Source organism: Actinoplanes sp. NPDC048791, assembly GCF_040650095.1.
Lineage (GTDB): Bacteria > Actinomycetota > Actinomycetes > Mycobacteriales > Micromonosporaceae > Actinoplanes.
In genome coordinates this window covers 31,527-50,463 of record NZ_JBEZGQ010000002.1, presented here as the reverse complement: position 1 = coordinate 50,463, position 18,937 = coordinate 31,527, and the positions used below count along the sequence as shown (strand labels likewise).

Below are 18,937 nucleotides of genomic sequence, written 5' to 3'. Positions count from 1 at the left end.
CCAGGAACCGGGCGATACACCTGGCAGTCGCACCATACGAGTTGAGTTGGCTGCAGGTCGCAAGGGAAAGTGGCCAATGTCCAGTTCGCGTCTCTGAGCGTCACCGTGGTGGGCTTGCCGGCTCACGTACGCGGATTTGTCGTTGTCTCACCCGTCGACTCGTCTCGGTCCCACAGCACCACCCCGTTGCCATCCAATCGTGCGCCCGCGGCGACGTGATGGTCGGATAGGCGTCCGTCCGGCATCATGTGCCGGACCGCGCAGGAGCGGGTCATCACTACGACGTCGGCGATCAGCCGCCGGTGGCAGCGCCACCACAGGGTTTCCGCGCACATGATCGCCACACGAGTCGAAGTTGTCTTCGTCACGACGTCGGTCAGGGCCGCCGTGAACTCGAGCGTGCGGGTGTGGGCCGCGTAGGCGCGAAAGGCGCGCACGGTCCACCACGGATCCAGACTCGTCTCACCGGCAGGCAGGTTGCGCCGGCCGCCAAGCCGCTGTTCCCACCGGTAGTCGATGCCGAGCTCCGGTAGCCAGCGGGACAACTCGTCGTGACGCGCATCCGGATTGGTCCGGCTTCCGGGGAATCGCCGTACGTCCACCAGCACGCGAACCCCCGCGCCGGTCAGTAGCTGGCCCAGGCTTTGGCGACTCAGGCTGCCGTGACCGACCGTGAGCAGCATGCCAGGCTTCTCCTTCCCACCATCCCCCGTAGTGACCATGCTTCGTCAGCCCACGCCTTACCGACGGGTAGGCACGTCGCCGCACCAGTGCGGGCCGCGTCGACCCAAGATTCGGGTTCCGCCTCGTTGTCCGCCGACCCGGGACGCTCGAGCTTAAGCGCGAGGCCGTTGGGCCTCCCTGGAACCACCTGTTCGCCCGGCACGCCGTGAGAGTTTGGCGGATTCGGCTCCTCCGTCGCGGCGCTGCATACCGGCGTCGTCGCCACCGGGCTGGCCCGAGGTCTCTCACCGTGGTGATACGCCCGATAGATCACAGGTAGCCCGGTCTTCTCCTTACTCAGCGGAGCCCTCGGTGTTGCCCGGGGCGACCGCGCTGATGTCATTCAGCCGGTAGAGCTCGATCGCCTTGGTGGGCGAGGTTTCGTCGATTTCTCCGCGGTCGGCGAGTTGGGTGAGTACCCGCAGCACGATGGAAGGTGCGTCGACGTGGAAGTGGCGGCGTAGTGCCCCGCGGGTGTCGGAGTGCCCGAAGCCGTCGGTGCCCAGGGAGGACCAGGTGCCGGGCACGAACGGTGCGATCTGGTCGGGGACGGCTCGCATCCAGTCGGACACGGCGGTGACCGGTCCCGGCGCAGCAGTCAGCCGGCGCGTGACGTACGGGATCCTGCGCGGCTGGTCGGGATGGCTGAGGTTCCAGGCGTCGGCGGCGAGGGCTTCGCGGCGCAGTTCGGTCCAGGAGGTCACCGACCAGACGTCGGCGGCGACGCCCCAGTCGTCGCGGAGCAGCCGTTGCGCCTGCAGCGCCCACTGCACGGCGATACCGGAGGCCAGGATCTGCGCTCGCGGGCCGTCCGCTGGCTCAGCGGAGCTGTAGCGGTGCATGCCGGCGAGGATGCCGTCGACGTCGGTGTCGGCCGGCTGGCCGGGCTGGGTGATGGGTTCGTTGTAGAGGGTCAGGTAGTAGAAGACGTTCGCGTCCTCACCGTTGCGGGTCTCGCCGTACATGCGGCGCAGGCCGTCGCGGACGATGTGGCCGAGTTCGAAGGCGAACGCGGCGTCGTAGGCGACGCAGGCGGGGTTGGTGGCGGCCAGCAGCAGCGAGTGGCCGTCTTGGTGTTGCAGGCCTTCGCCGTTGAGGGTGGTCCGGCCGGCGGTGGCGCCGAGCAGGAAGCCACGGGTCATCTGGTCGGCGGCCGCCCACAGGCCGTCGCCGGTGCGTTGGAACCCGAACATGGAGTAGAAGATGTAGATCGGGATCATGGGTTCTGCGTGGGTGGCGTAGGAGGTGCCGGCGGCGGTCCAGGACGCGGTGGCGCCGGCTTCGGTGATGCCCTCGTGGAGCAGGACGCCCTTGGTGTCTTCCTGGTAGCTGAGCAGGAGTTCCCGGTCCACGGACAGGTAGTGCTGTCCGTGCGGGGAGTAGATCTTCTTGGAGGGGAACAGGGCGTCCAGGCCGAAGGTGCGGGCCTCGTCCGGGATGATCGGCACGAATCGGTGGCCGATGTGCGGGTCCTTCATCAGGTCCTTGAGCAGCCGGACGAACGCCATGGTGGTGGCGACCTGTTGCCGGCCGGAGCCGCGGGCGGCGACCGCGTACGCGGCGGCGCCGGGCAGGGCGAGCCGCAGGCTTGGCGTAGGGCGGTCCGGCAGATAGCCGCCCAGGGCACGGCGGCGCTCGTGCAGGTACTCCAGCTCCGGCGAACCGTCGGACGGGCGGTAGTAGGGCGGTAGCGTCTCGTCGAGTGCCGCGTCGGGGATGTCGAGGTGCAGCCGGTCCCGGAAGCCCTTGAGGTCGTCAAGGGTGAGTTTCTTCATCTGGTGGGTGGCGTTGCGGCCCTCGAAGTGCGACCCGAGTGTCCATCCCTTGATGGTCTTGGCCAGGATCACGGTCGGCTGACCGGTGTGCGTCACGGCGGCCTGGTACGCCGCGTAGAGCTTGCGGTAGTCGTGGCCGCCGCGGGTGAGTCCCCAGATCTGGTCGTCGGACATGTCCGCGACCATGGCGGCGGTGCGTGGGTCGCGGCCGAAGAAGTGCTCCCGTACGAACGCCCCGGATTCGGCTTTGTAAGTCTGGTAGTCGCCGTCCGGGGTGACGTTCATCAGGTTGACCAGCGCACCGTCGCTGTCCGCGGCGAGCAGCGGGTCCCACTGCCGGCCCCAGACCACCTTGATGACGTTCCACCCGGCGCCGCGGAAGAATGCCTCCAGCTCCTGGATGATCTTGCCGTTGCCGCGGACCGGGCCGTCGAGGCGCTGCAGGTTGCAGTTGATGACGAAGGTGAGGTTGTCGAGGTTCTCGCGGGCCGCCACGCCGATCGCGCCGAGCGCTTCGATCTCGTCCATCTCGCCGTCGCCGAGGAACGCCCACACCCGCTGCCGGCTGGTGTCGGTGATACCGCGGTGGTGCAGGTAGCGGTTGAACCGAGCCTGATAGATGGCGTTGATCGCGCCGAGGCCCATCGAGACGGTCGGGAACTGCCAGAAGCCGGGCATCAGCCGGGGGTGCGGGTAGGACGGCAGGCCGCCGCCGGGATGCGACAGTTCCTGGCGGAACCCGTCGAGCTGGTGTTCGGTCAGTCGGCCTTCGAGGAAGGCTCGTGCGTAGATGCCCGGGGAGGCGTGGCCCTGGAAGTAGATCTGATCGCCACCGCCGTCAGCGGCGTGGCCGCGGAAGAAGTGGTTGAACCCGACCTCGTACAGCGACGCGGCGGAGGCGTAGGTGGAGATGTGCCCGCCGACTCCGATCCCGGGTCGCTGCGCCCGGTGCACCATGATCGCGGCGTTCCACCTGATGTAAGCGCGAATGCGTCGCTCAAGGTCTTCGTCGCCAGGGAACGTCGGCTCCAGTGCGGGCGGGATGGTGTTGAGGTAGTCACTGCTGTGCAGCTCTGGCACGCCGACGTGCTGTTCACGGGCCCGCCGCAGCAGACTCACCATCAGATACCGGGCGCGATTCGTTCCAGCGTGCTCTACGACCGCGTCGAGGGACTCGCGCCATTCCAGGGTCTCGGCGGGGTCCAGGTCGAGCAGTTGGCTGGGCAGCCCGCCGCTGATCAGCTGGTGCCGGTGGGTTTCTGCGGTCATGGCGTGGGCTCTTCTCAGGAGTGGTGGCGTGGCGTTGTATTGATTGCCTGATCGGAATAGGGAATCGCGCACGCCGGAAAGCCTCCAGCGTCCGGAACACATCGTCCGGCCGGCCGGGTCAGGCCTGCGGTCAGTAGCGCAGGATCGCGGCTACTGGGTTGGCGTCGGGCATGCGTGCGGCGGGCACGGCGTAGACGGTGCCGGCGTGGCGCAGGGTCGCTACGGCGGCGAGGTCGAGTTGATCGCTCGGGGTGGGTTCGTCCGCGAGCAGTACCAGCGGCTCGCGGTCCGCGCGGGTGCGCCATTCGGGGGTGTTGGTGCAGAGGAACAGTGTCTCGACCCGTCCCTGGCGCGCGGCCGCGAAGGCCTCCTCCGGTGTGTTGCTGGTGCCTCCGGTTCCCTGCAGTGCGCGGTATCTGGCGGCGGCGGCGGTCTCGTGACCGCGCAGGAGGGGTTCGACGAGCGCCCAGGCCCGACGGTGAAGTTGATCAGGGCTCGCGTAGGTTGGGCTGCCGTCGATGCCGGTGGGCAGGAGCTGGGGATGGGTGTTGGCCTGGTGGTAGATAGCCTGCAGGTAGCGCACACCGGCGAGGACAACCGGGGCTTGGTCGTCGGCGAGCAGCTCGCGCAGGGCATGGTCAACACGTCGGAAGTGCTGCGATATCAGCGGCTTGGCGTCGTAGTCGGTGCCGCCGTGGAACATTGCTCGGCCGCCGGTGCCGCCGCGGTCGGCGACGAACGCGTGCACCTGTGGCTGCCGGCGTGGCATGGTCAGCCACATCGCCAGCGGGAGCCCGTCGAGCTGGACCTGGTCGAGGCCGACCCGGGTGCCGTGGAACAGCCTGATCTCGTCCTGGCTGAGGGCCAGGACGTAGAAGTGGCCGCCGGCGTTCAGCAGCGGCAGCAGAGGTCGCACCACGAATCTGTCGCCGACGGTTACCAGTTCGGGCAACCGCAGCGGAACCCGCAGGTGACAGGGACCGTCCGGTCCGAGGAACACGGCCAGGCCATCGCTGGGCTGCTCCCACAGCCCGACCAGGTCGAGAAGCCGATATCCCGGTTCGAGCATCGCGTCGATCTGCCCTGTCGGCATACCGTCGGTGCGCAGCGCGTGGTGCGCGTACCGGAGCTGGTTCTTCAGCCGGATGCGGTTGCGCTCGGTTTGAGGACCACCGCGGTGGGTTGGCAGGAAGAGGGAGATCCGTGTGCCGCCGCGCCGGTCGGTCAGACGGAGCAGGTCCTGCGTGTTGATGATGTCCATCCAAACCTCTCGTCGAAAATCGCACGGCACTCCCGTGAGCCGATCGCACATCTGAGGCACTACCTGCGTTCTGCGCTACTGGACCGCCGTTAGCCGGGGCGTTCCAGGCTGGACCCGCGTGCGCCATCCCCGCCGGCTGCTGAACCCGCACAGTCGCCCTTGCTCGGGCTCGGCGCCGGTGACGTCGTCACCAGTTGCCTGGCGGGTCGCTGGCTGGAAATGACTGCCGGCCCCATTCGTCGACGATGTCACCGGTGAATCCACCGAGGTCATCGTCGGTGTCCGGCGGCAGTCGGGACACATCCGTTTCCCGGTCGTGCCGGTCGACGATCCGGCCAGGACGTTCGCCCTGCGGGCGCGACGGCACCGTCGCTGGTGGCAGGTCACCTGGCTGCCTGATCATCGCGGTGCCGCCGCTGTGGTCGCGGGCTGTACGTCGTGGTCGGTGACGCGGTCCCTGGAGGCCGGTTCGGCTGACCAGGTGGGAAAACGCCCGATCCGCCAGCCGAGCAGGGGATCGTGTTCGACCGACTGACGTGCGAGAGCAGCTGTGACAGTGTCGTCGAGCTCGAAGGTGAGCTGATCGACGACGTCGGTGACGCCCGGGACCGTTTCGGTCAGCCGGGCGGCGGCGACGGCGGTCGTCTTGCGCGCGGTATGCCCGGTGAGGGTGACGACACCGTCGTCGACAGTGGCCTGGACAACCCCGGGCGGGATTGTCAGCGTGCGACCAAGGACCTGGTGCAACACCTCGTCTCGGATGACGGCGTCGAGCCGGGCGTGGACCTTCAGCAGGTCCGACCGGGTGACGATGCCTCGCAGGCGGTTGTCGCCGTCGACGACCAGCAATCGGCCGACTTCGCTGCGGTACATCGTGCGGGCGGCTGCCGGCAGCGGCGCGTCGGCGCCGATGGTCAGCGCCGGTCCGCTCATCACCTCCGCGGCGGTGCCCTCCGGCCACTGCACCGACGGTGACGCCCACCGGCGCCACCAACTGACGTGCAGCTTGTCCTCCGGCGCCGCGATGTCGATCTTCTTGCGCAGGTCAGTCCAGGAGACCACGCCGAGCACCACATCGAACCTGTCGACGATCGGCACGGCGCTGATCTTTCGGTCGGTGAGCACGGCGACGATCTCCGCCACCGACGCGTCGTCGGGTGCGGTGATCACCTCGGGGGTCATCACATCGCGTACTCGCCAGGTCGTCATGCTGCTCCTCCCCTGTCGCCGACGATCGTGCGGGATGCGCGGCGGCGCACCCATCGGCGACAAATTCGTTGGCGTGACGTGAATGGTGTCGTCGGTGATGGGTTGACGAGTTCGTCGCGAGCACGCATAGGTTTCTGCATGCGGGCCGGCGGGACCGGTGTCCGGTTTCCATCGTCGTCTCAGCGGACCTGGCTTCGGCAGGGTCATGGTGCACAGACACGGCGGGTCTAGACTGCCGACTGTCGGCAACAATGGCTGACGCAACCGATGGCGTCGCGGGGCGTAGGTGACCTGCCCGTGGGTAGTTTCGGGGCCCCGCGAGTTATGGCCTGAGCCGGACACCATCACGGATGGGCGTGCCATGGTCGGTTCGGGAAGGCACGGCAGGGGTGACCGGCCGTACCGACGGCGCCGGCTTCCCCGAGGAGAGGCCATGGCTCACGGGGCGCGGCGGGAGGAGCGTCGGACCTGTTCGGACTCGCCTCGCGCACCGGTACGTCACAGCCAAGGGCGGTACATCACAACGCGCTGACAACGATGCACCCCCTCCGGACTCGCGGGGGAAAGGCCGACGGATGGGCATCCTGGCGTTCGATGTCTCGGCGTGCTCACCGGTACTGCACTAGCGATCGATCAGGTCCGACGCTTGGTCCCATGATGACGCGACATGGATCACGCGAACATGCGCACCGGATACAGCAATGGCCGTCCTAATTCTGCCGTTCGTCGGCAACCGGGTCAGGTTGTCGGTGCGGGCGGACTGCGTGGTCAGCCCTCGCTCTCAACGTTTGAGGTCGCGCTCTCCGGTGCCACGCAACGGCTTGGCAAGAACCGGGCCCGCTACGAATATCCGGATCTGACGATGCGCCCCGCGTGTATGACCATCACCGCCGCGGTCGGCCGGCTCCGGCGTTTGCTCATATGGCCGGACTGCGCACCGGACGTCTTCCGGTGCATCGACGGCCACCGCCTGTGCGCCCCTGATGGTGTCAGCTCCGTGGGCTGAGCAGGATTCGGCAGACATCGGGTTCGGCGAACGGGATGAGCTCATCCACAGACACCGCGCCGGCACGATTGACAGCGCCCTGCATGAAGCCGAGATGCAAGTCGCACACCAGCTGATCGTGCGGCTGGACGGTCTCGAGGAAAGGACAATTGCGAAGATCGATCTGCCCGGCTCCGGCTCCAGGCTCAGGCGCGAAGCCGATCCGGTCGAGTAGCCCGATCAGCCAGGACGTCGCTTCGACAGCAGTCAACGGGCCGGCAGGTGGTTCGACGTCGCGCACAGCCCAGCGCCGGCCGATCTCGACTGCTCGTGCCGCGGGATTCCGCGCGGCGTGCAGCTCAGCGATCAGCATCTCGACCAGGAACCGATAGTTGCGGGGACCGGCCGGATCCATCCGGCGGGACGCCCGGAACATCAGCGGAGGCCGGCCTGGACCGGACCGCTCGGCCTGCACGCGCTCGACCTGACCGGCGTCCGTGAGACTCTCGAGGTGCAAGCGGACTGTGTTCGGGTGTACCTCCAGCTGCCGGGCGAGTTCGCCGATGCTCAGTGCTCGTTGTGAGGATCTGAGCAGGCGCAGCACCTCATGGCGTCGCCCCGCCGACGGCATGGCGTCCCTGGCCCCGCTCATCTTCGTGAAGGTACTCGGTGGATCACCGCTCATGTCGTCACTGCGCCGATGACAAGGGCACGACGGCGCCGGTGCACGGTCAGGTACCGCAGGCCCGCCGGGCCGGCGGTGATGCTCCTGCGGGAGGCCCGGGGCAGCCAGACGAGCTGACCGCCGGTGAGATCGAAATCGTCGAGTTCGGTCGTCAGTGCGCCCGAACCTTCGAGGACCACGACCAGGACGTCGAGATCCGGCCCGGCATGCGGTTCGATGTTCCCGTACGGGGGCAGCTGAATGATGTTGGAGTCGAGGTCGCGTTCGCTCATCTGCAGCTTCCAGATCGCGCCGGCGGCGTCCGGTGCCGCATGGAGTGCAGTGACATCGCCGAGCACCCGCGGCAGTGGGGTGCCGACGAGCTTGGTGATCTGGATCCGCCAGATTTGCGGGCCGTCCTCCAGATACGTCCACTCGAAGCCGCGGGGGCGTTCCCGCGCGAACTCCTCTCGCAGATGACGCGGATCGTGGCCGTTGATCAAGATCACCGCATCGCCGACCGGCAAGGCGTCGAACGCGTCGAACGCCGCAGGGTGCTTGTCGGGCTTGCGCAACGGACGGACGTCAACGGTGTGCCCGGTCATGGTTTGAGTTTATACATCTCTCGCCTGTATAAACTCCATCCATGGACTCCTGGACAGCGGCGCTCTGGGCCGCGGCGACATTCGTCTGGTTCGGCATGGTGCTGGCCATCTCGTTTCTCGAGACGCCGCTGAAGTTCCGCGCTCCTGGCGTGACCGTACCCATCGGCCTGGCAATTGGACGGCTTGTCTTTCGCGCGCTGAACGCCGCCGAGGTCGTGCTGGGCCTCATCGTTGTCGTCGCGATGACCACCGGCGACCATCGCCGGGCGGCCGAGGTCCTGTCAGTGGTGGCGCTGACGGCGTTGACGGTGCAGCTGACGGTCGTTCGCCCACAGCTGCGTCGCCGCACCGAGCGGGTCCTTGCCGGCCGATCGCAGCAGCGTTCCGCCGCTCACCTCTTGTACGTGGCCCTGGAAGTCGTCAAAGCACCCGCGTTGCTCGCCGCCGGTGTGCTACTGCTTGCCGGCTGATTCGAGCATGAGGATCAGGACTCAACGATCGCGCTCGGGCGGTCGTGGGGTCAGATGTTGGAACCGTCAGGCGGTAGGTCGGCGGGTGGCTGCGGGGATCCGCCTTCGCCGGCGGCGTCCGGGCAGGGCAGGCCGAGGGTGTACGCCGTCATCGACAAGGAGCCGTAGGCGTAGCCGTCGACCAGAACCGACGTGTCCGCCTCCTTGGTGGCTGAGGCCAGACCGGCCAGATACAACGCGGGAATGAAGTGGTCCGGTGTCGGTACCGCGTGGCGGAAGTCGCGGTGGGCGTCGAGTGTCGCGAACTCGGTCGGGTTGGTCAGCATGCGCACCTTGGCGTCTTCGTCGAAGCGCTGAGCCCAGTCGTAGCCGTCGTCGGTCAGCTTCCAGTCCATCCCGCCCAGGTTGTGCACAACGTTGCCGCTGGCGACGATGAGTACTCCGCGCCGCCGCAGCGCGGCGAGCTTCGCGCCCAGCTCGAGGTGGTAGTCCAAGGGCTTGCTGGCGTTGATGCTCAGCTGCACGACCGGGATCGACGCGTCGGGGAAGGCGTGCACCAGCACCGACCAGGTGCCGTGATCGATGCCCCAGCTGTCGGCGTCGGCGCCCACCCAGGTCGGGTGGACGATGTCACTGACCTCGGCGGCGAGCTCGGGCAGCCCGGGCGCCGGATATTGAACTTCGAACAGCGCCGGGGGAAAGCCGTAGAAATCGTGGATCGTCCGTGGTCTGGGCATCGCAGTGACGGCAGTGGCGTTGATGTACCAGTGCGCGCTGATCACCAGGATGGCGCGAGGGCGGGGTGTCGCCGCGCCGAACGCCTTCCATGCGGTGGTGTAGCGGTTGACCTCGAGGGCGTTCATCGGGTTGCCGTGGCCGATGAACGCGGCGGGCATCAGTACGTCCTGGGTGTTGTGGATGTCTGCGTGCACGTCCGGCCCTCCTCGTTCGCGGTCCGGTCGGACGGCGTGGCGCCGCTTGCCCGGCAGTTGTCAGCGTAATGCTTGACGGCCTGTCAAGGCTCAGGCAGGAGTGGGCAGGGGCTCCTGCGGCCAGTTGAGGACCTTGGCGCCGAGCACCGCGGCCTGCAGGGTAAAGCGGTGCGCGGGGTCAGCCGGGTCGTAGCCGGTCAACGTCTTGACCCGGGCCAGCCGGTAGGTGACGGTCCGTACGGACACGTGCAGTCGTTTCGCCGATTCGGTGGCCACCGCACCGGTGGCGAAATATGCCTCCAAGGTGTCGAGCAGCGGCCCGGCACCCCCGCGAGCTCGCGTCAGTGGGGTGAGTACCGCCTGGACCAGGTCCACGATGGCGGGTTGGTCGCGCAGCAGGACCCGGTAGATGAGCAGGTCATGGGCATTGATGACGGGAGTGTCTGTGTGCAGCCGGCCGGCCATGGTCAGTGCCTCGCGGGCCTCCTCGTAGGAGCGGGCGATGCCGTATACGCCGGGATGGGCGCGGCCGACCGCGACCCGCCACGGACGCCCGCGGCGCAGCCGGCTCAACTCCCCGTGCATCAGCCGGCCGAGCTCGTTGCTCGCGTCCAGCCCGGTCGACGCCCGGCCCGCCGCCCCGGCGTCCGCGGGTGCCAGCACGACAAGCAGGCCGTCCTTGGTCGCGACGAGGACGTCCCGGTCGCCGAGGCGGTCGAACATGACCGCTTCCAGGGCGCTGATCGCCGCGTCGGCGTCGGGTAGCCGCCGGCTCGGTGCGGCCAGTGCCACCTGGTGGACCCGGGCGAGGTCGAGTCCGAACGGTTCGGCGCGCTCCACCAGCGTGCCCAGGTCGGAGTCGCCGCGCAGCAGGTCGTCGATCAGCTCCCGGCGCAGCGACTCCTCCCGGCGCACCAGGTCGCGGCGTGCGAGCGCATAGCCCTCGGCCAGCGTCGCGACCGCATCGTCGACCACCTGCAGCACGGCCGTCGCGGCCGCGCGCACCGCCTCCCGGTCGCGGGAACGCACCACCATCGGCAGGTCCTGCCACAGCCGCCGGGCCGCGGACAGGTACAGCTGCACCACCTTCCCCGCGGAGATGCCCTGCTCGGCCGCGCGCCGCCCGAGCAGGCCGACAGCGTCCAGCTCTCGACGCTTGGCCCGGCGCCCGTGCGTGGCGGCGTCGGCGAGCAGCGGCAGATAGCCGCCGAGCAGCTCCACCGGTACGCCACCGGCGTCTCGGCTGGCGCCTTCGGCGACGTCGAGAAGCCACGCGTCCCCAGCTGCCGGTGTCGCGGGCCGGCGCCCGCCGCGCCGCTGAACACTGTCGGTCATGTCCGCCTCACCTCGGGCCACTGGCGCCACGGCACCCGTCGGCTCGGTAGCCGTCCGCTGTGGCGGGTCGGGCGGCAGAACCAAGGGCTCCATCAGCCATGGTTGCCGACCCTCGGCAGTCTAGACCCGCTCGATCTGTGGACCATGACCCTGCCGAGGCCAGGCCCGTCGCCGCGATGATGGAGGCAACCCGCAGGGCAGCCCTCCGCCACTCAGCGCGTGGATGCGGCACCCGGGCCTCGACGGAACTACCGGCAGCCGTAAGTCCGTGGGTTCCGCACGAAAGGAGAAGAAACGCCATGCAGGCTCGCAAGTTCCCTCTCGTACCGGCCGTCGCCATCACGGCTGTCCTCATCCTGGCCGTCACCTTACTTCTGACGCGCGGTCTCGGCGACGCGTTGTTGATGATCGCTGCCGTCGCGTTGCTGGCCGGCATGTACCTGCTGCGTCGCTACGCCCGCGCTCAGACGATCTACCACCGCGCCGGCGACCCGGCCGCGTCAGGCCACCGGGAGGCACCACCACCCGACCCACACGACCGCGGGGTCCGCACGAGCATCGGCAACAGGGAAGGAGCAGCATGACGACCTGGCGAGTACAAGACGTGATGACCCCCGAGGTGATCACCGCACCCCACGACGCGTCGGTGGCGGAGATCGTCGCCCTGCTGACCGAACGGCAGATCACTGCCGTGCCGATCGTCGACCGGTTCGACGTTGTGATCGGCGTGGTCTCCTGGACCGACCTGCGCCGGAAGGTCGACATCGCCGCACCGGACCGCGAATCGTCCGTCGGGTGGTGGCGCCGGCGGCTACCGACGCTGATGGAATGGCCGCAGGGCACCGCCGTGGAAGTGATGAGCGCGCCGGCACTGACCATCGGCGCCCACGCGTCGTTGCCGGCCGCCGCCCGGGTCATGTACCGGCGCAGCGTCGGCAGGCTCCTGGTCGTCGACCGCGACAGCAGGCTGCGCGGCATCGTCACCAGATCGGATCTCCTGAAGGTCCACGCCCGCCTGGACGCCGTCATCCGGCAAGAGGTGCTACGGCAGGTGGTCGGCCGCACCCCGCAGATCCGGCCCGGGACGGTCCAGGCCACCGTCGAAGACGGCGTTGTCACCCTCACCGCACGCACCGCCCACAAGACGACCGCCGAAGCCGTGGCGAGGCTGACCGCGACGGTCCCGGGCGTCACCGACGTCGTCGACCTGGTCACGTTCGACGTCGACGACACGGTGACGACCGCACCCCAGACGACCGAGCGTCGCCCGTTCCGCGGTTTGCGGACCGCCCGCCCACCAGCCCGGTCGGCCCACGTGCACCAGGTCAACCGACCGCTGACCACGACCACACTGTGACCGGTACGGACCTGGGCGAGAGCGCGGACATCGAGCCGCGCATCGGCCCGTTGCCGACACTCGGCAAGCAATGACCGGATACATCGCTGTCGCTGACCGTAGTCGGACCCCCACCCTCGCAGTGATAATTGACGTAGCAAACAACAACTGTTGAACAGGACTGCGGTACGGGCGCCCGCCCGGCCCTGGACAGTCCGGGGAGGTGTCGAGATGCAATGGCAGGTCGATGACGTGATGACACGCGAAGTGATCACCGTGGGGGTGGACACCCCGGTCGGTCAGATCGCAAGTCTGCTCGATCGCGAGGGCATCAGCGCCGTACCGGTGACCGCCCCGACGGGTGACGTAGTCGGTGTCGTCTCCCAGACCGACCTGCTCGTCGGCGTCGCCGACGGCGAGCGGGACAACCCGCGCGGGGGCCGGCCGAAGGGAAGAGCCACGGCTCTGCAAGCCGGGGACCTGATGACCACCCCGGCAGTGTCCATCGACGCAGCCGCGTCGCTGACCCAGGCCGCCAGGACCATGCAGGGCCGCAACGTCCGCCGACTGCTGGTCACCGGCCCGCAGGGGCGCCTGCTCGGCGTGGTGTCCCGCGGCGATCTGCTGCGCCCGTACGCGCGGAACGACGCGGAGATCCGGCGCGAGATCGAGGCGGAGTTGCGCCGCCGGCTGTGGATCCACCCGCAACAGGTCGGGGTGCGTGTCCACGAGGGCACGGCGACGCTCACCGGCGCGGTGGGCCGGCGCTCCACCGCCGACATCGTCACCCGCGTGGTCACGGCGGTGCCCGGCGTCACCAAGGTGGACAACCACATCCGGTACGACTTCGACGACGCCGAGCTGGTCCGCTCCACCGTCAACCGCACCCACCCGTTCAGCGCCGAACCGTTCCACCCCGGCAAGCAGCGTCGGCGCGGCCGTATCCGGCTCACCAGGGGCAGCAGGCGCAGACAGCACCAAGACGCCTGAGCCCACCTGAATCCACCATCGGCTCGTCCCGTGCACCGGGACGGGCCGCGTACGCCGGTCCCAACCCGGAGAGCCCGAACCCTTGAGGTGCCAGGACGAAGCCATTCGGCTTCGCCCTTTTCGCTGTCCGGCTCCGCAATCACAGGATGGATCATGAGCATCGATACCGACGTCCCCGACCACGGCCGCTTCGCGCAGGTGCGCGCGTCGCTGAGTGAGGAGTTCACGGTGCAATCGGCACGACTGAAGGAGTTCACGCAGCTCGACGCCGACACCGGTGACCCCGGCGAGGCGTACCAGCGGGCGGCACTGCGAGCTGTCACCCGGCGCACGTTGGAGCAGATCACCGGCGCGCTGACCCGGATCACCGACGGCACCTACGGTCGCTGCGAGAAATGCGGCACCTCGATCCCGGCCGAGCGCCTGCAGGTGCTGCCACACGCCCGGCTCTGCGTGCCCTGCCAGCAGCGACACAACGGGTAGGCGAGTCCCGAGGACTTGGCTGCCGATCGCCGGCAACCAAAACTAGCTGTTCTTCGTCGGTCACTCATCCGGCACGCTTGCCGCTGATCGAGAACGATGGATGCTCTTACCACCTGAGACCGCGGCAGCAAGCCGCGGCTCACCCTTCGAAAGGAGTCGGCGTGACCGTGCCCACCAGACCGGCGTCCCCTCCCCCGTCGGCCAGCCGGAACAGAGCCGCCGGCCCGCTGACGGCGCTCGCCGTGGACCTCGGCAGCGACACCGTCGGTGTGTGGGCGGCCCACCACGGCACGGTCAATGGCTCCTGGAATGACGCATCGAACTCCACCGGCACGCCGGTGCGCCGGGGTCGCGTCGTCGACGTCGACGGCTGCACGAGTCTGCTGACGCGACTCGTTCACCGGTATCCGCAACCCGTGCCCCAAGGCGGCGTGGTCGTGGCCTGCCGGCCGGTGCTGGCATCCGAAGCCGACCAGGAGACCACCCGCCGCGTGCTCGACGCCGTCTTCGCCCCCGAGCGGCTGGTATTCATCGACACCGTCCGCGCCGCCGCCGTCGGCTCCGGCGCGGCCGCGGGAAGGTTGCTGGTCGTCGACATCGGCGCTGAGCTGACCGAGGTTGCCCTGCTGCAGGACGGCCGCGTCCGCGCCGCCCGTCGCACTGAGATCGGCACCCGGGACCTGACTCGCGGCGCCACCGTGGATCTGATCGGGGAAAACGTCCTGCGCCACATCGACGACCTGCGCGCGGGCCCCGACGCGTCGGCTCTGGTCACGGCGCTGGCGCGGGGAATCCTGCTGGTGGGCGACGGTGCCGTGCATCCCGGGCTGGCCACCGCCGTCTCCGGCCTGCTGAGGGTACGCGTCCACCGAGCGGCCGCACCCCGCACCGCCGCACTCAACGGCGCCGGCCTCGCCGCGATGTCACTCCTGCGCCACCCCTGACCACCCGTCCCCGTGGAACTCGTGCTTCTGGAGGCATCATGACCGCTGTGCTGCACGACGCGACCCATCCGTCCGCGGAGCCGATGGAGCTGCTCCGCGCGATGCTGGAGGAGCAGTTCGCCGTCCACACCGCCCGCATGACGCAGTTGACGGTGTACGCCCACCTGCCCCGGCACGCGGGCTACGACCCCCAGACCTTGGATCTGCTCACCTCATCGTGCCGTCAGCGAATCGCCCAGACGGCTCAAGCCCTCAAGCGCATGTCCGAGTAGGTCCGACGATCTCAGCAATTTCGGGACGCTGCGCTGACTCGCGGTCGCGGTTGCCCGGCGAGGTGAGCCGGATCAGGCGACCGCGCTCGACCCGCGCCGCAGAGCGGGGCCCGGATCCTGACGGCGGTCGCCGGCGCCACCGGCACAATGACGCGCCGGTACGTCACCGCGGGCCGGGTCCTCCGTTCGCGTGGTCGTCGGCCAGCTCGTCGACCACCAGAAGGTCGGTGCGGACCTGCCGGGCCCGGTAGACGGCCCGGCCGATCATGTGCGCGGCGACCGGTGCGGTGGCGAGCTGGAAGATTCCGACCAGGACCAGGCTGGTGATGTCGATGGTGTTCTGCAGCCGTAACGCCGTACCGGCGAGGCTGAGCAGGAGACCCAGGACCTGGGGTTTGGTCGCCGCGTGCATGCGGGAGAGCAGGTCGGGAAAGCGCAGCAGGCCGACGCCGGCAGCGAGGCTGAGCAGCGCGCCGGAGATCAGGCAGGTGCCGGCGAGGATGTCCGCGACGGTCTGCGCGGTCATCGCCGGCTCCTCGGCGCGAACCGGGCAACGCTGACCGAGCCGATGAACGTGCCGCAGAGCAGCGTTGCCCGTCCGCAGCAGCGAATCTGACGCAGCAAGACCGACCACCGGCCGGCCACCACCACCCGAATGCCCCTTTCCGGCACGCCGACCGGTACGGGCTCCGGGCCGACGGCCTCCTCATGACACGCCGCGGCGAACGAGCGGTTGCTGGGGCTCGGCAACCAACCACGACCAAGCTCGGCCGAACGCGGCCATCGCATTCGAAGACCCGCCGGCGCAACCTGGTATCACCAGGTCAACGGATGTGCCGGGCTGCCCGACGCCGATCCGCGCCTCATCTCCTCCCCTTTCTGGGAGCAGATCTGACACCCCAAGGAGGAGTTGTGTTCAGGACCATTGCCTGGGCCACCGACGGATCCGCGTCCGCGTCCGACGCGCTGGAAATCGCGGAAGATCTCACCCGGGCCATCGGCGGCAAACTGGCGATCATCCATGTCCAAGAGGTCACCATCAGTCGGTCGGGGTTCCTGACCGAGGACAACAGAGCCGTGCTGGCGTCACTTCACCGCACGGCTCGGCGGTTGCAGGACGACGGCGTCCACGCCACCGTACTGTCGTCCAGGACCACCACTCGCAACGTTCCACGCAAGATCCTGGATCTTGTTGCTACCGCGCATGCCGACGTTCTGATCATCGGGAACCGCGGGCATGGATCAGTGATCAACTTTTTGCTCGGCAGTGTCGCCACCCGGCTGCTGAAGGCCGCGCCCTTGCCGATCATCACGGTGCCGTCCCGGTCGACGGCGGCAACACCGCTCACGGACGCCGGCATCGCGTCGGACTCCGCGCGGTCCGGGACACAGCCGGCACAGCCCGGTCAACCACTCAGCCACCTTCGCGCCGACTCCGCAAGCCACGTGGACACCAGAACATCCGGACACCCGAACCCGGGCAGCGGACATCACCGCCCGCACCCGGCTCGCCGCTGATCAGTCACCGTCGCTACTGGAGGTCGCCTTACCCTCATGCCCCATCCGCGGCGGGTTTCGGGCGTCCAGGCCGAAGCACGGACCGACCACGTGGATCAGGAAGCTCACCGTGGCCGCGCACAGCGCCGCCGGTACACCGAGCACGCGGTCGCGTCCGCCGGTGGCGGCAGTCACGAACAGCGCACCGTCGACGACTGCTGGTATGGCGCATAGTCCGCTGCTGAGCACACCCAGCACCGCCGACCGCCTGGGTACCGGGCTGTACCGGGAGACAAACAGGAGCTGCGCATCTGGCTCGATCGGCGTAGCGTCGATCCCGGCCGCCGAGCTGTCCACAGCCCATCGGAGGACGCCATGACCTCGGTCGTACCGAAGCCGATCGTCACCCGCCCCTGGCCCGTCAGGCACCCAGTACGAGGTTCCGCATTGGCGCGGGTGCTGCGGACCACGGACGCGAAGCAGATCGGGATCATGTACATGGTCACCGCCTTCGTGTTCTTCATGATCGGCGGGTTCATGGCCATGCTCATGCGGGCCGAGCTGGCCCGCCCGGGCATGCAGTTCCTCTCGCCGGAGCAGTACAACCAGCTGTTCACGATGCACGGCACGATCATGCTGCTGTTCTTCGCGACGCCGATCGTGTTCGCCTTCGCCAACTTCGTGGTGCCGATCCAGATCGGCGCGCCGGATGTGGCTTTCCCTCGACTAAATTCCTTCGCGTACTGGCTGTACCTGTTCGGCGGGCTGATCGCGGTGGGCGGGTTCTTCACTCCGGGCGGCGCGGCCGATTTCGGCTGGACGGGGTACACCCCGTTGAGCACCGCCACGCACTCGCCGGGCGTGGGCGGCAACATGTGGGTGGTCGGCCTGGCGCTTTCCGGTCTGGGCACGATCCTCGGCGGCGTCAACATGATCACGACGATCGTCACCCTGCGGGCGCCGGGCATGACGATGTTCCGGATGCCGGTGTTCACGTGGAACATCCTGGTCACCAGCCTGCTGGTGATCATGGTCTTCCCGTTCCTGGCCGCGGCGCTGTTCGCGCTGGCCGCCGACCGCATCCTCGGCGCGCACGTCTTCGACGTCGACACCAACGGTCCGATGCTCTGGCAGCACCTCTTCTGGTTCTTCGGACACCCCGAGGTCTACATCGTGGCGCTGCCGTTCTTCGGAATCGTCACCGAGGTCATCCCGGTCTTCAGCCGCAAGCCGGTCTTCGGCTACAAGGGCCTGGTCGGCGCGACCCTGCTGATCGCAGTGCTGTCGATGAGCGTGTGGGCCCACCACATGTTCGCCACCGGGCAAGTACTTCTGCCGTTCTTCAGCTTCATGAGTTTCGCGATCGCCGTCCCGACCGGCATGAAGTTCTTCGTGTGGATCGGCACGATGTGGCGCGGCCAGATCAGCCTCGAGACGCCCATGCTGTTCGCGCTCGGCTTCCTGGTGACCTTCCTGCTCGGCGGGCTGACCGGCGTGCTGCTGGCCTCCCCGCCGATCGACTTCCACGTGCACGACAGCTACTTCGTGGTGGCCCACTTCCACTACGTGCTGTTCGGCACGATCGTGTTCGCGGTGTTCTCCGGCATCTACTTCTGGTTCCCGAAGATGTTCGGCCGAATGCTCGACGACCGCCTCGGAAAAATCCACTTCTGGCTGACCTTCCTCGGCTTCCACACCACCTTCCTGGTGCAGCACTGGCTGGGCGCGGAAGGCATGCCCCGCCGGTACGCCGACTACCTCGCCGACGACGGCTTCACCGCCCTCAACACGTTCTCCACCATCGGCTCGTTCATCCTCGGCGCCTCCACCCTGCCGTTCCTGTACAACGTCTGGCATTCGTACAAGGCCGGCGTGCTGGTCACGGTCGACGACCCGTGGGGTCACGGCAATTCCCTGGAATGGGCGACCTCCAGCCCGCCGCCACTGCGCAACTTCGACCGGATGCCCCGGATCCGCTCGGAACGCCCGGCCTTCGACGCCAAGTTCCCGCAGTTGGCCGCCGGCGAGCAGTCCGAGGCGGGGCCGCCGGAGGGCGGTGCCCGGCCGCTCACCGGCGAATCCGACAGCGGCGCCAGCTATCAGGAAGACACCAGCAGCGACATCAACCGGTAGCCGGCCAACGGCCGGCGCCTCCTGGACAGGTGGCTCCCGGTGGGGCACGGCCCG

At 68.5% G+C, this 18,937-nt stretch carries 19 protein-coding genes; 9 read left to right on the top strand and 10 right to left on the bottom strand.

Annotated features, from left to right (window positions below):
- Window positions 1-122: 122 nt before the first annotated feature.
- The 6 genes from AB0C29_RS00630 to AB0C29_RS00605 form a co-directional block, all read right to left on the bottom strand.
- Window positions 123-683 carry a DUF488 domain-containing protein gene (locus AB0C29_RS00630; RefSeq protein WP_360813604.1) on the bottom strand — a complete coding sequence of 187 codons (561 nt, stop codon included), beginning with the start codon at window positions 681-683 and terminating at the stop codon, window positions 123-125.
- A gap of 333 nt (window positions 684-1,016) precedes the next feature.
- Entirely contained in the window at window positions 1,017-3,767 is a 2,751-nt protein-coding gene (aceE, locus tag AB0C29_RS00625) for a pyruvate dehydrogenase (acetyl-transferring), homodimeric type (protein ID WP_360813602.1), read from the bottom strand.
- 130 nt (window positions 3,768-3,897) lie between these two features.
- Window positions 3,898-5,028: a hypothetical protein gene (locus AB0C29_RS00620; protein ID WP_360813600.1), complete on the bottom strand. Its 1,131-nt coding sequence runs from the start codon at window positions 5,026-5,028 to the stop codon at window positions 3,898-3,900.
- A gap of 399 nt (window positions 5,029-5,427) precedes the next feature.
- A complete protein-coding gene (locus tag AB0C29_RS00615; RefSeq protein ID WP_360813649.1) occupies window positions 5,428-6,582 on the bottom strand; it encodes a CBS domain-containing protein in 1,155 nt (384 codons plus the stop codon).
- Window positions 6,583-7,226: 644 nt separating this feature from the next.
- Entirely contained in the window at window positions 7,227-7,907 is a 681-nt protein-coding gene (locus AB0C29_RS00610) for a helix-turn-helix domain-containing protein (protein WP_360813598.1), read from the bottom strand.
- Window positions 7,904-8,491, bottom strand: a complete 588-nt coding sequence (locus AB0C29_RS00605) for a DUF2249 domain-containing protein (protein ID WP_360813596.1) — start codon at window positions 8,489-8,491, stop codon at window positions 7,904-7,906. Before AB0C29_RS00605 ends, AB0C29_RS00610 begins: the two co-directional genes overlap by 4 nt.
- A 41-nt stretch (window positions 8,492-8,532) precedes the next feature.
- On the opposite strand from AB0C29_RS00605, the gene AB0C29_RS00600 reads away from it, so the two are divergent.
- Window positions 8,533-8,961 carry a hypothetical protein gene (locus AB0C29_RS00600; RefSeq protein WP_360813594.1) on the top strand — a complete coding sequence of 143 codons (429 nt, stop codon included), beginning with the start codon at window positions 8,533-8,535 and terminating at the stop codon, window positions 8,959-8,961.
- A 50-nt stretch (window positions 8,962-9,011) separates the two neighbouring features.
- On the opposite strand, the gene ygiD is transcribed toward AB0C29_RS00600, so the two are convergent.
- Both ygiD and AB0C29_RS00590 read right to left on the bottom strand, forming a co-directional pair.
- Complete coding sequence (ygiD, locus tag AB0C29_RS00595) at window positions 9,012-9,893, bottom strand: 4,5-DOPA dioxygenase extradiol (RefSeq protein WP_360813592.1); 882 nt, start codon at window positions 9,891-9,893, stop codon at window positions 9,012-9,014.
- A 90-nt stretch (window positions 9,894-9,983) separates the two neighbouring features.
- Window positions 9,984-11,228, bottom strand: a complete 1,245-nt coding sequence (locus AB0C29_RS00590) for a helix-turn-helix domain-containing protein (protein ID WP_360813591.1) — start codon at window positions 11,226-11,228, stop codon at window positions 9,984-9,986.
- Between the two features lie 299 nt (window positions 11,229-11,527).
- Here AB0C29_RS00590 and AB0C29_RS00585 point away from each other — a divergent pair, with 299 nt between their 5' ends.
- The 6 genes from AB0C29_RS00585 to AB0C29_RS00560 all read left to right on the top strand — a co-directional run bounded on the left by AB0C29_RS00585 (window position 11,528) and on the right by AB0C29_RS00560 (window position 15,253).
- Window positions 11,528-11,812, top strand: coding sequence for a hypothetical protein (locus tag AB0C29_RS00585; protein WP_360813589.1), 285 nt, complete (start codon window positions 11,528-11,530; stop codon window positions 11,810-11,812).
- The gene (locus AB0C29_RS00580; RefSeq protein WP_360813587.1) at window positions 11,809-12,585 is read left to right on the top strand and encodes a CBS domain-containing protein; all 777 of its coding nucleotides are present in this window, start codon (window positions 11,809-11,811) and stop codon (window positions 12,583-12,585) included. Before AB0C29_RS00585 ends, AB0C29_RS00580 begins: the two co-directional genes overlap by 4 nt.
- Window positions 12,586-12,819: 234 nt before the next feature.
- Entirely contained in the window at window positions 12,820-13,554 is a 735-nt protein-coding gene (locus tag AB0C29_RS00575; RefSeq protein WP_360813585.1) for a CBS domain-containing protein, read from the top strand.
- A 153-nt stretch (window positions 13,555-13,707) separates the two neighbouring features.
- Window positions 13,708-14,037: a TraR/DksA C4-type zinc finger protein gene (locus tag AB0C29_RS00570; RefSeq protein ID WP_360813584.1), complete on the top strand. Its 330-nt coding sequence runs from the start codon at window positions 13,708-13,710 to the stop codon at window positions 14,035-14,037.
- Between the two features lie 161 nt (window positions 14,038-14,198).
- Complete coding sequence (locus AB0C29_RS00565) at window positions 14,199-14,981, top strand: rod shape-determining protein (protein ID WP_360813582.1); 783 nt, start codon at window positions 14,199-14,201, stop codon at window positions 14,979-14,981.
- Window positions 14,982-15,019: 38 nt separating this feature from the next.
- Complete coding sequence (locus tag AB0C29_RS00560) at window positions 15,020-15,253, top strand: hypothetical protein (RefSeq protein ID WP_360813580.1); 234 nt, start codon at window positions 15,020-15,022, stop codon at window positions 15,251-15,253.
- A gap of 163 nt (window positions 15,254-15,416) precedes the next feature.
- Here AB0C29_RS00560 and mnhG read toward each other — a convergent pair whose 3' ends face one another.
- Window positions 15,417-15,779 carry a monovalent cation/H(+) antiporter subunit G gene (mnhG, locus tag AB0C29_RS00555; protein WP_360813578.1) on the bottom strand — a complete coding sequence of 121 codons (363 nt, stop codon included), beginning with the start codon at window positions 15,777-15,779 and terminating at the stop codon, window positions 15,417-15,419.
- A 386-nt stretch (window positions 15,780-16,165) separates the two neighbouring features.
- On the opposite strand from mnhG, the gene AB0C29_RS00550 reads away from it, so the two are divergent.
- Window positions 16,166-16,771, top strand: a complete 606-nt coding sequence (locus AB0C29_RS00550; RefSeq protein ID WP_360813576.1) for a universal stress protein — start codon at window positions 16,166-16,168, stop codon at window positions 16,769-16,771.
- Here AB0C29_RS00550 and AB0C29_RS00545 read toward each other — a convergent pair whose 3' ends face one another.
- Window positions 16,772-17,107: a hypothetical protein gene (locus AB0C29_RS00545; protein ID WP_360813574.1), complete on the bottom strand. Its 336-nt coding sequence runs from the start codon at window positions 17,105-17,107 to the stop codon at window positions 16,772-16,774.
- Between the two features lie 18 nt (window positions 17,108-17,125).
- Here AB0C29_RS00545 and ctaD point away from each other — a divergent pair, with 18 nt between their 5' ends.
- Window positions 17,126-18,883 (top strand): cytochrome c oxidase subunit I, encoded by a 1,758-nt coding sequence (gene ctaD, locus AB0C29_RS00540; RefSeq protein WP_360813572.1) that lies wholly within the window; start codon window positions 17,126-17,128, stop codon window positions 18,881-18,883.
- Window positions 18,884-18,937: the final 54 nt, after the last annotated feature.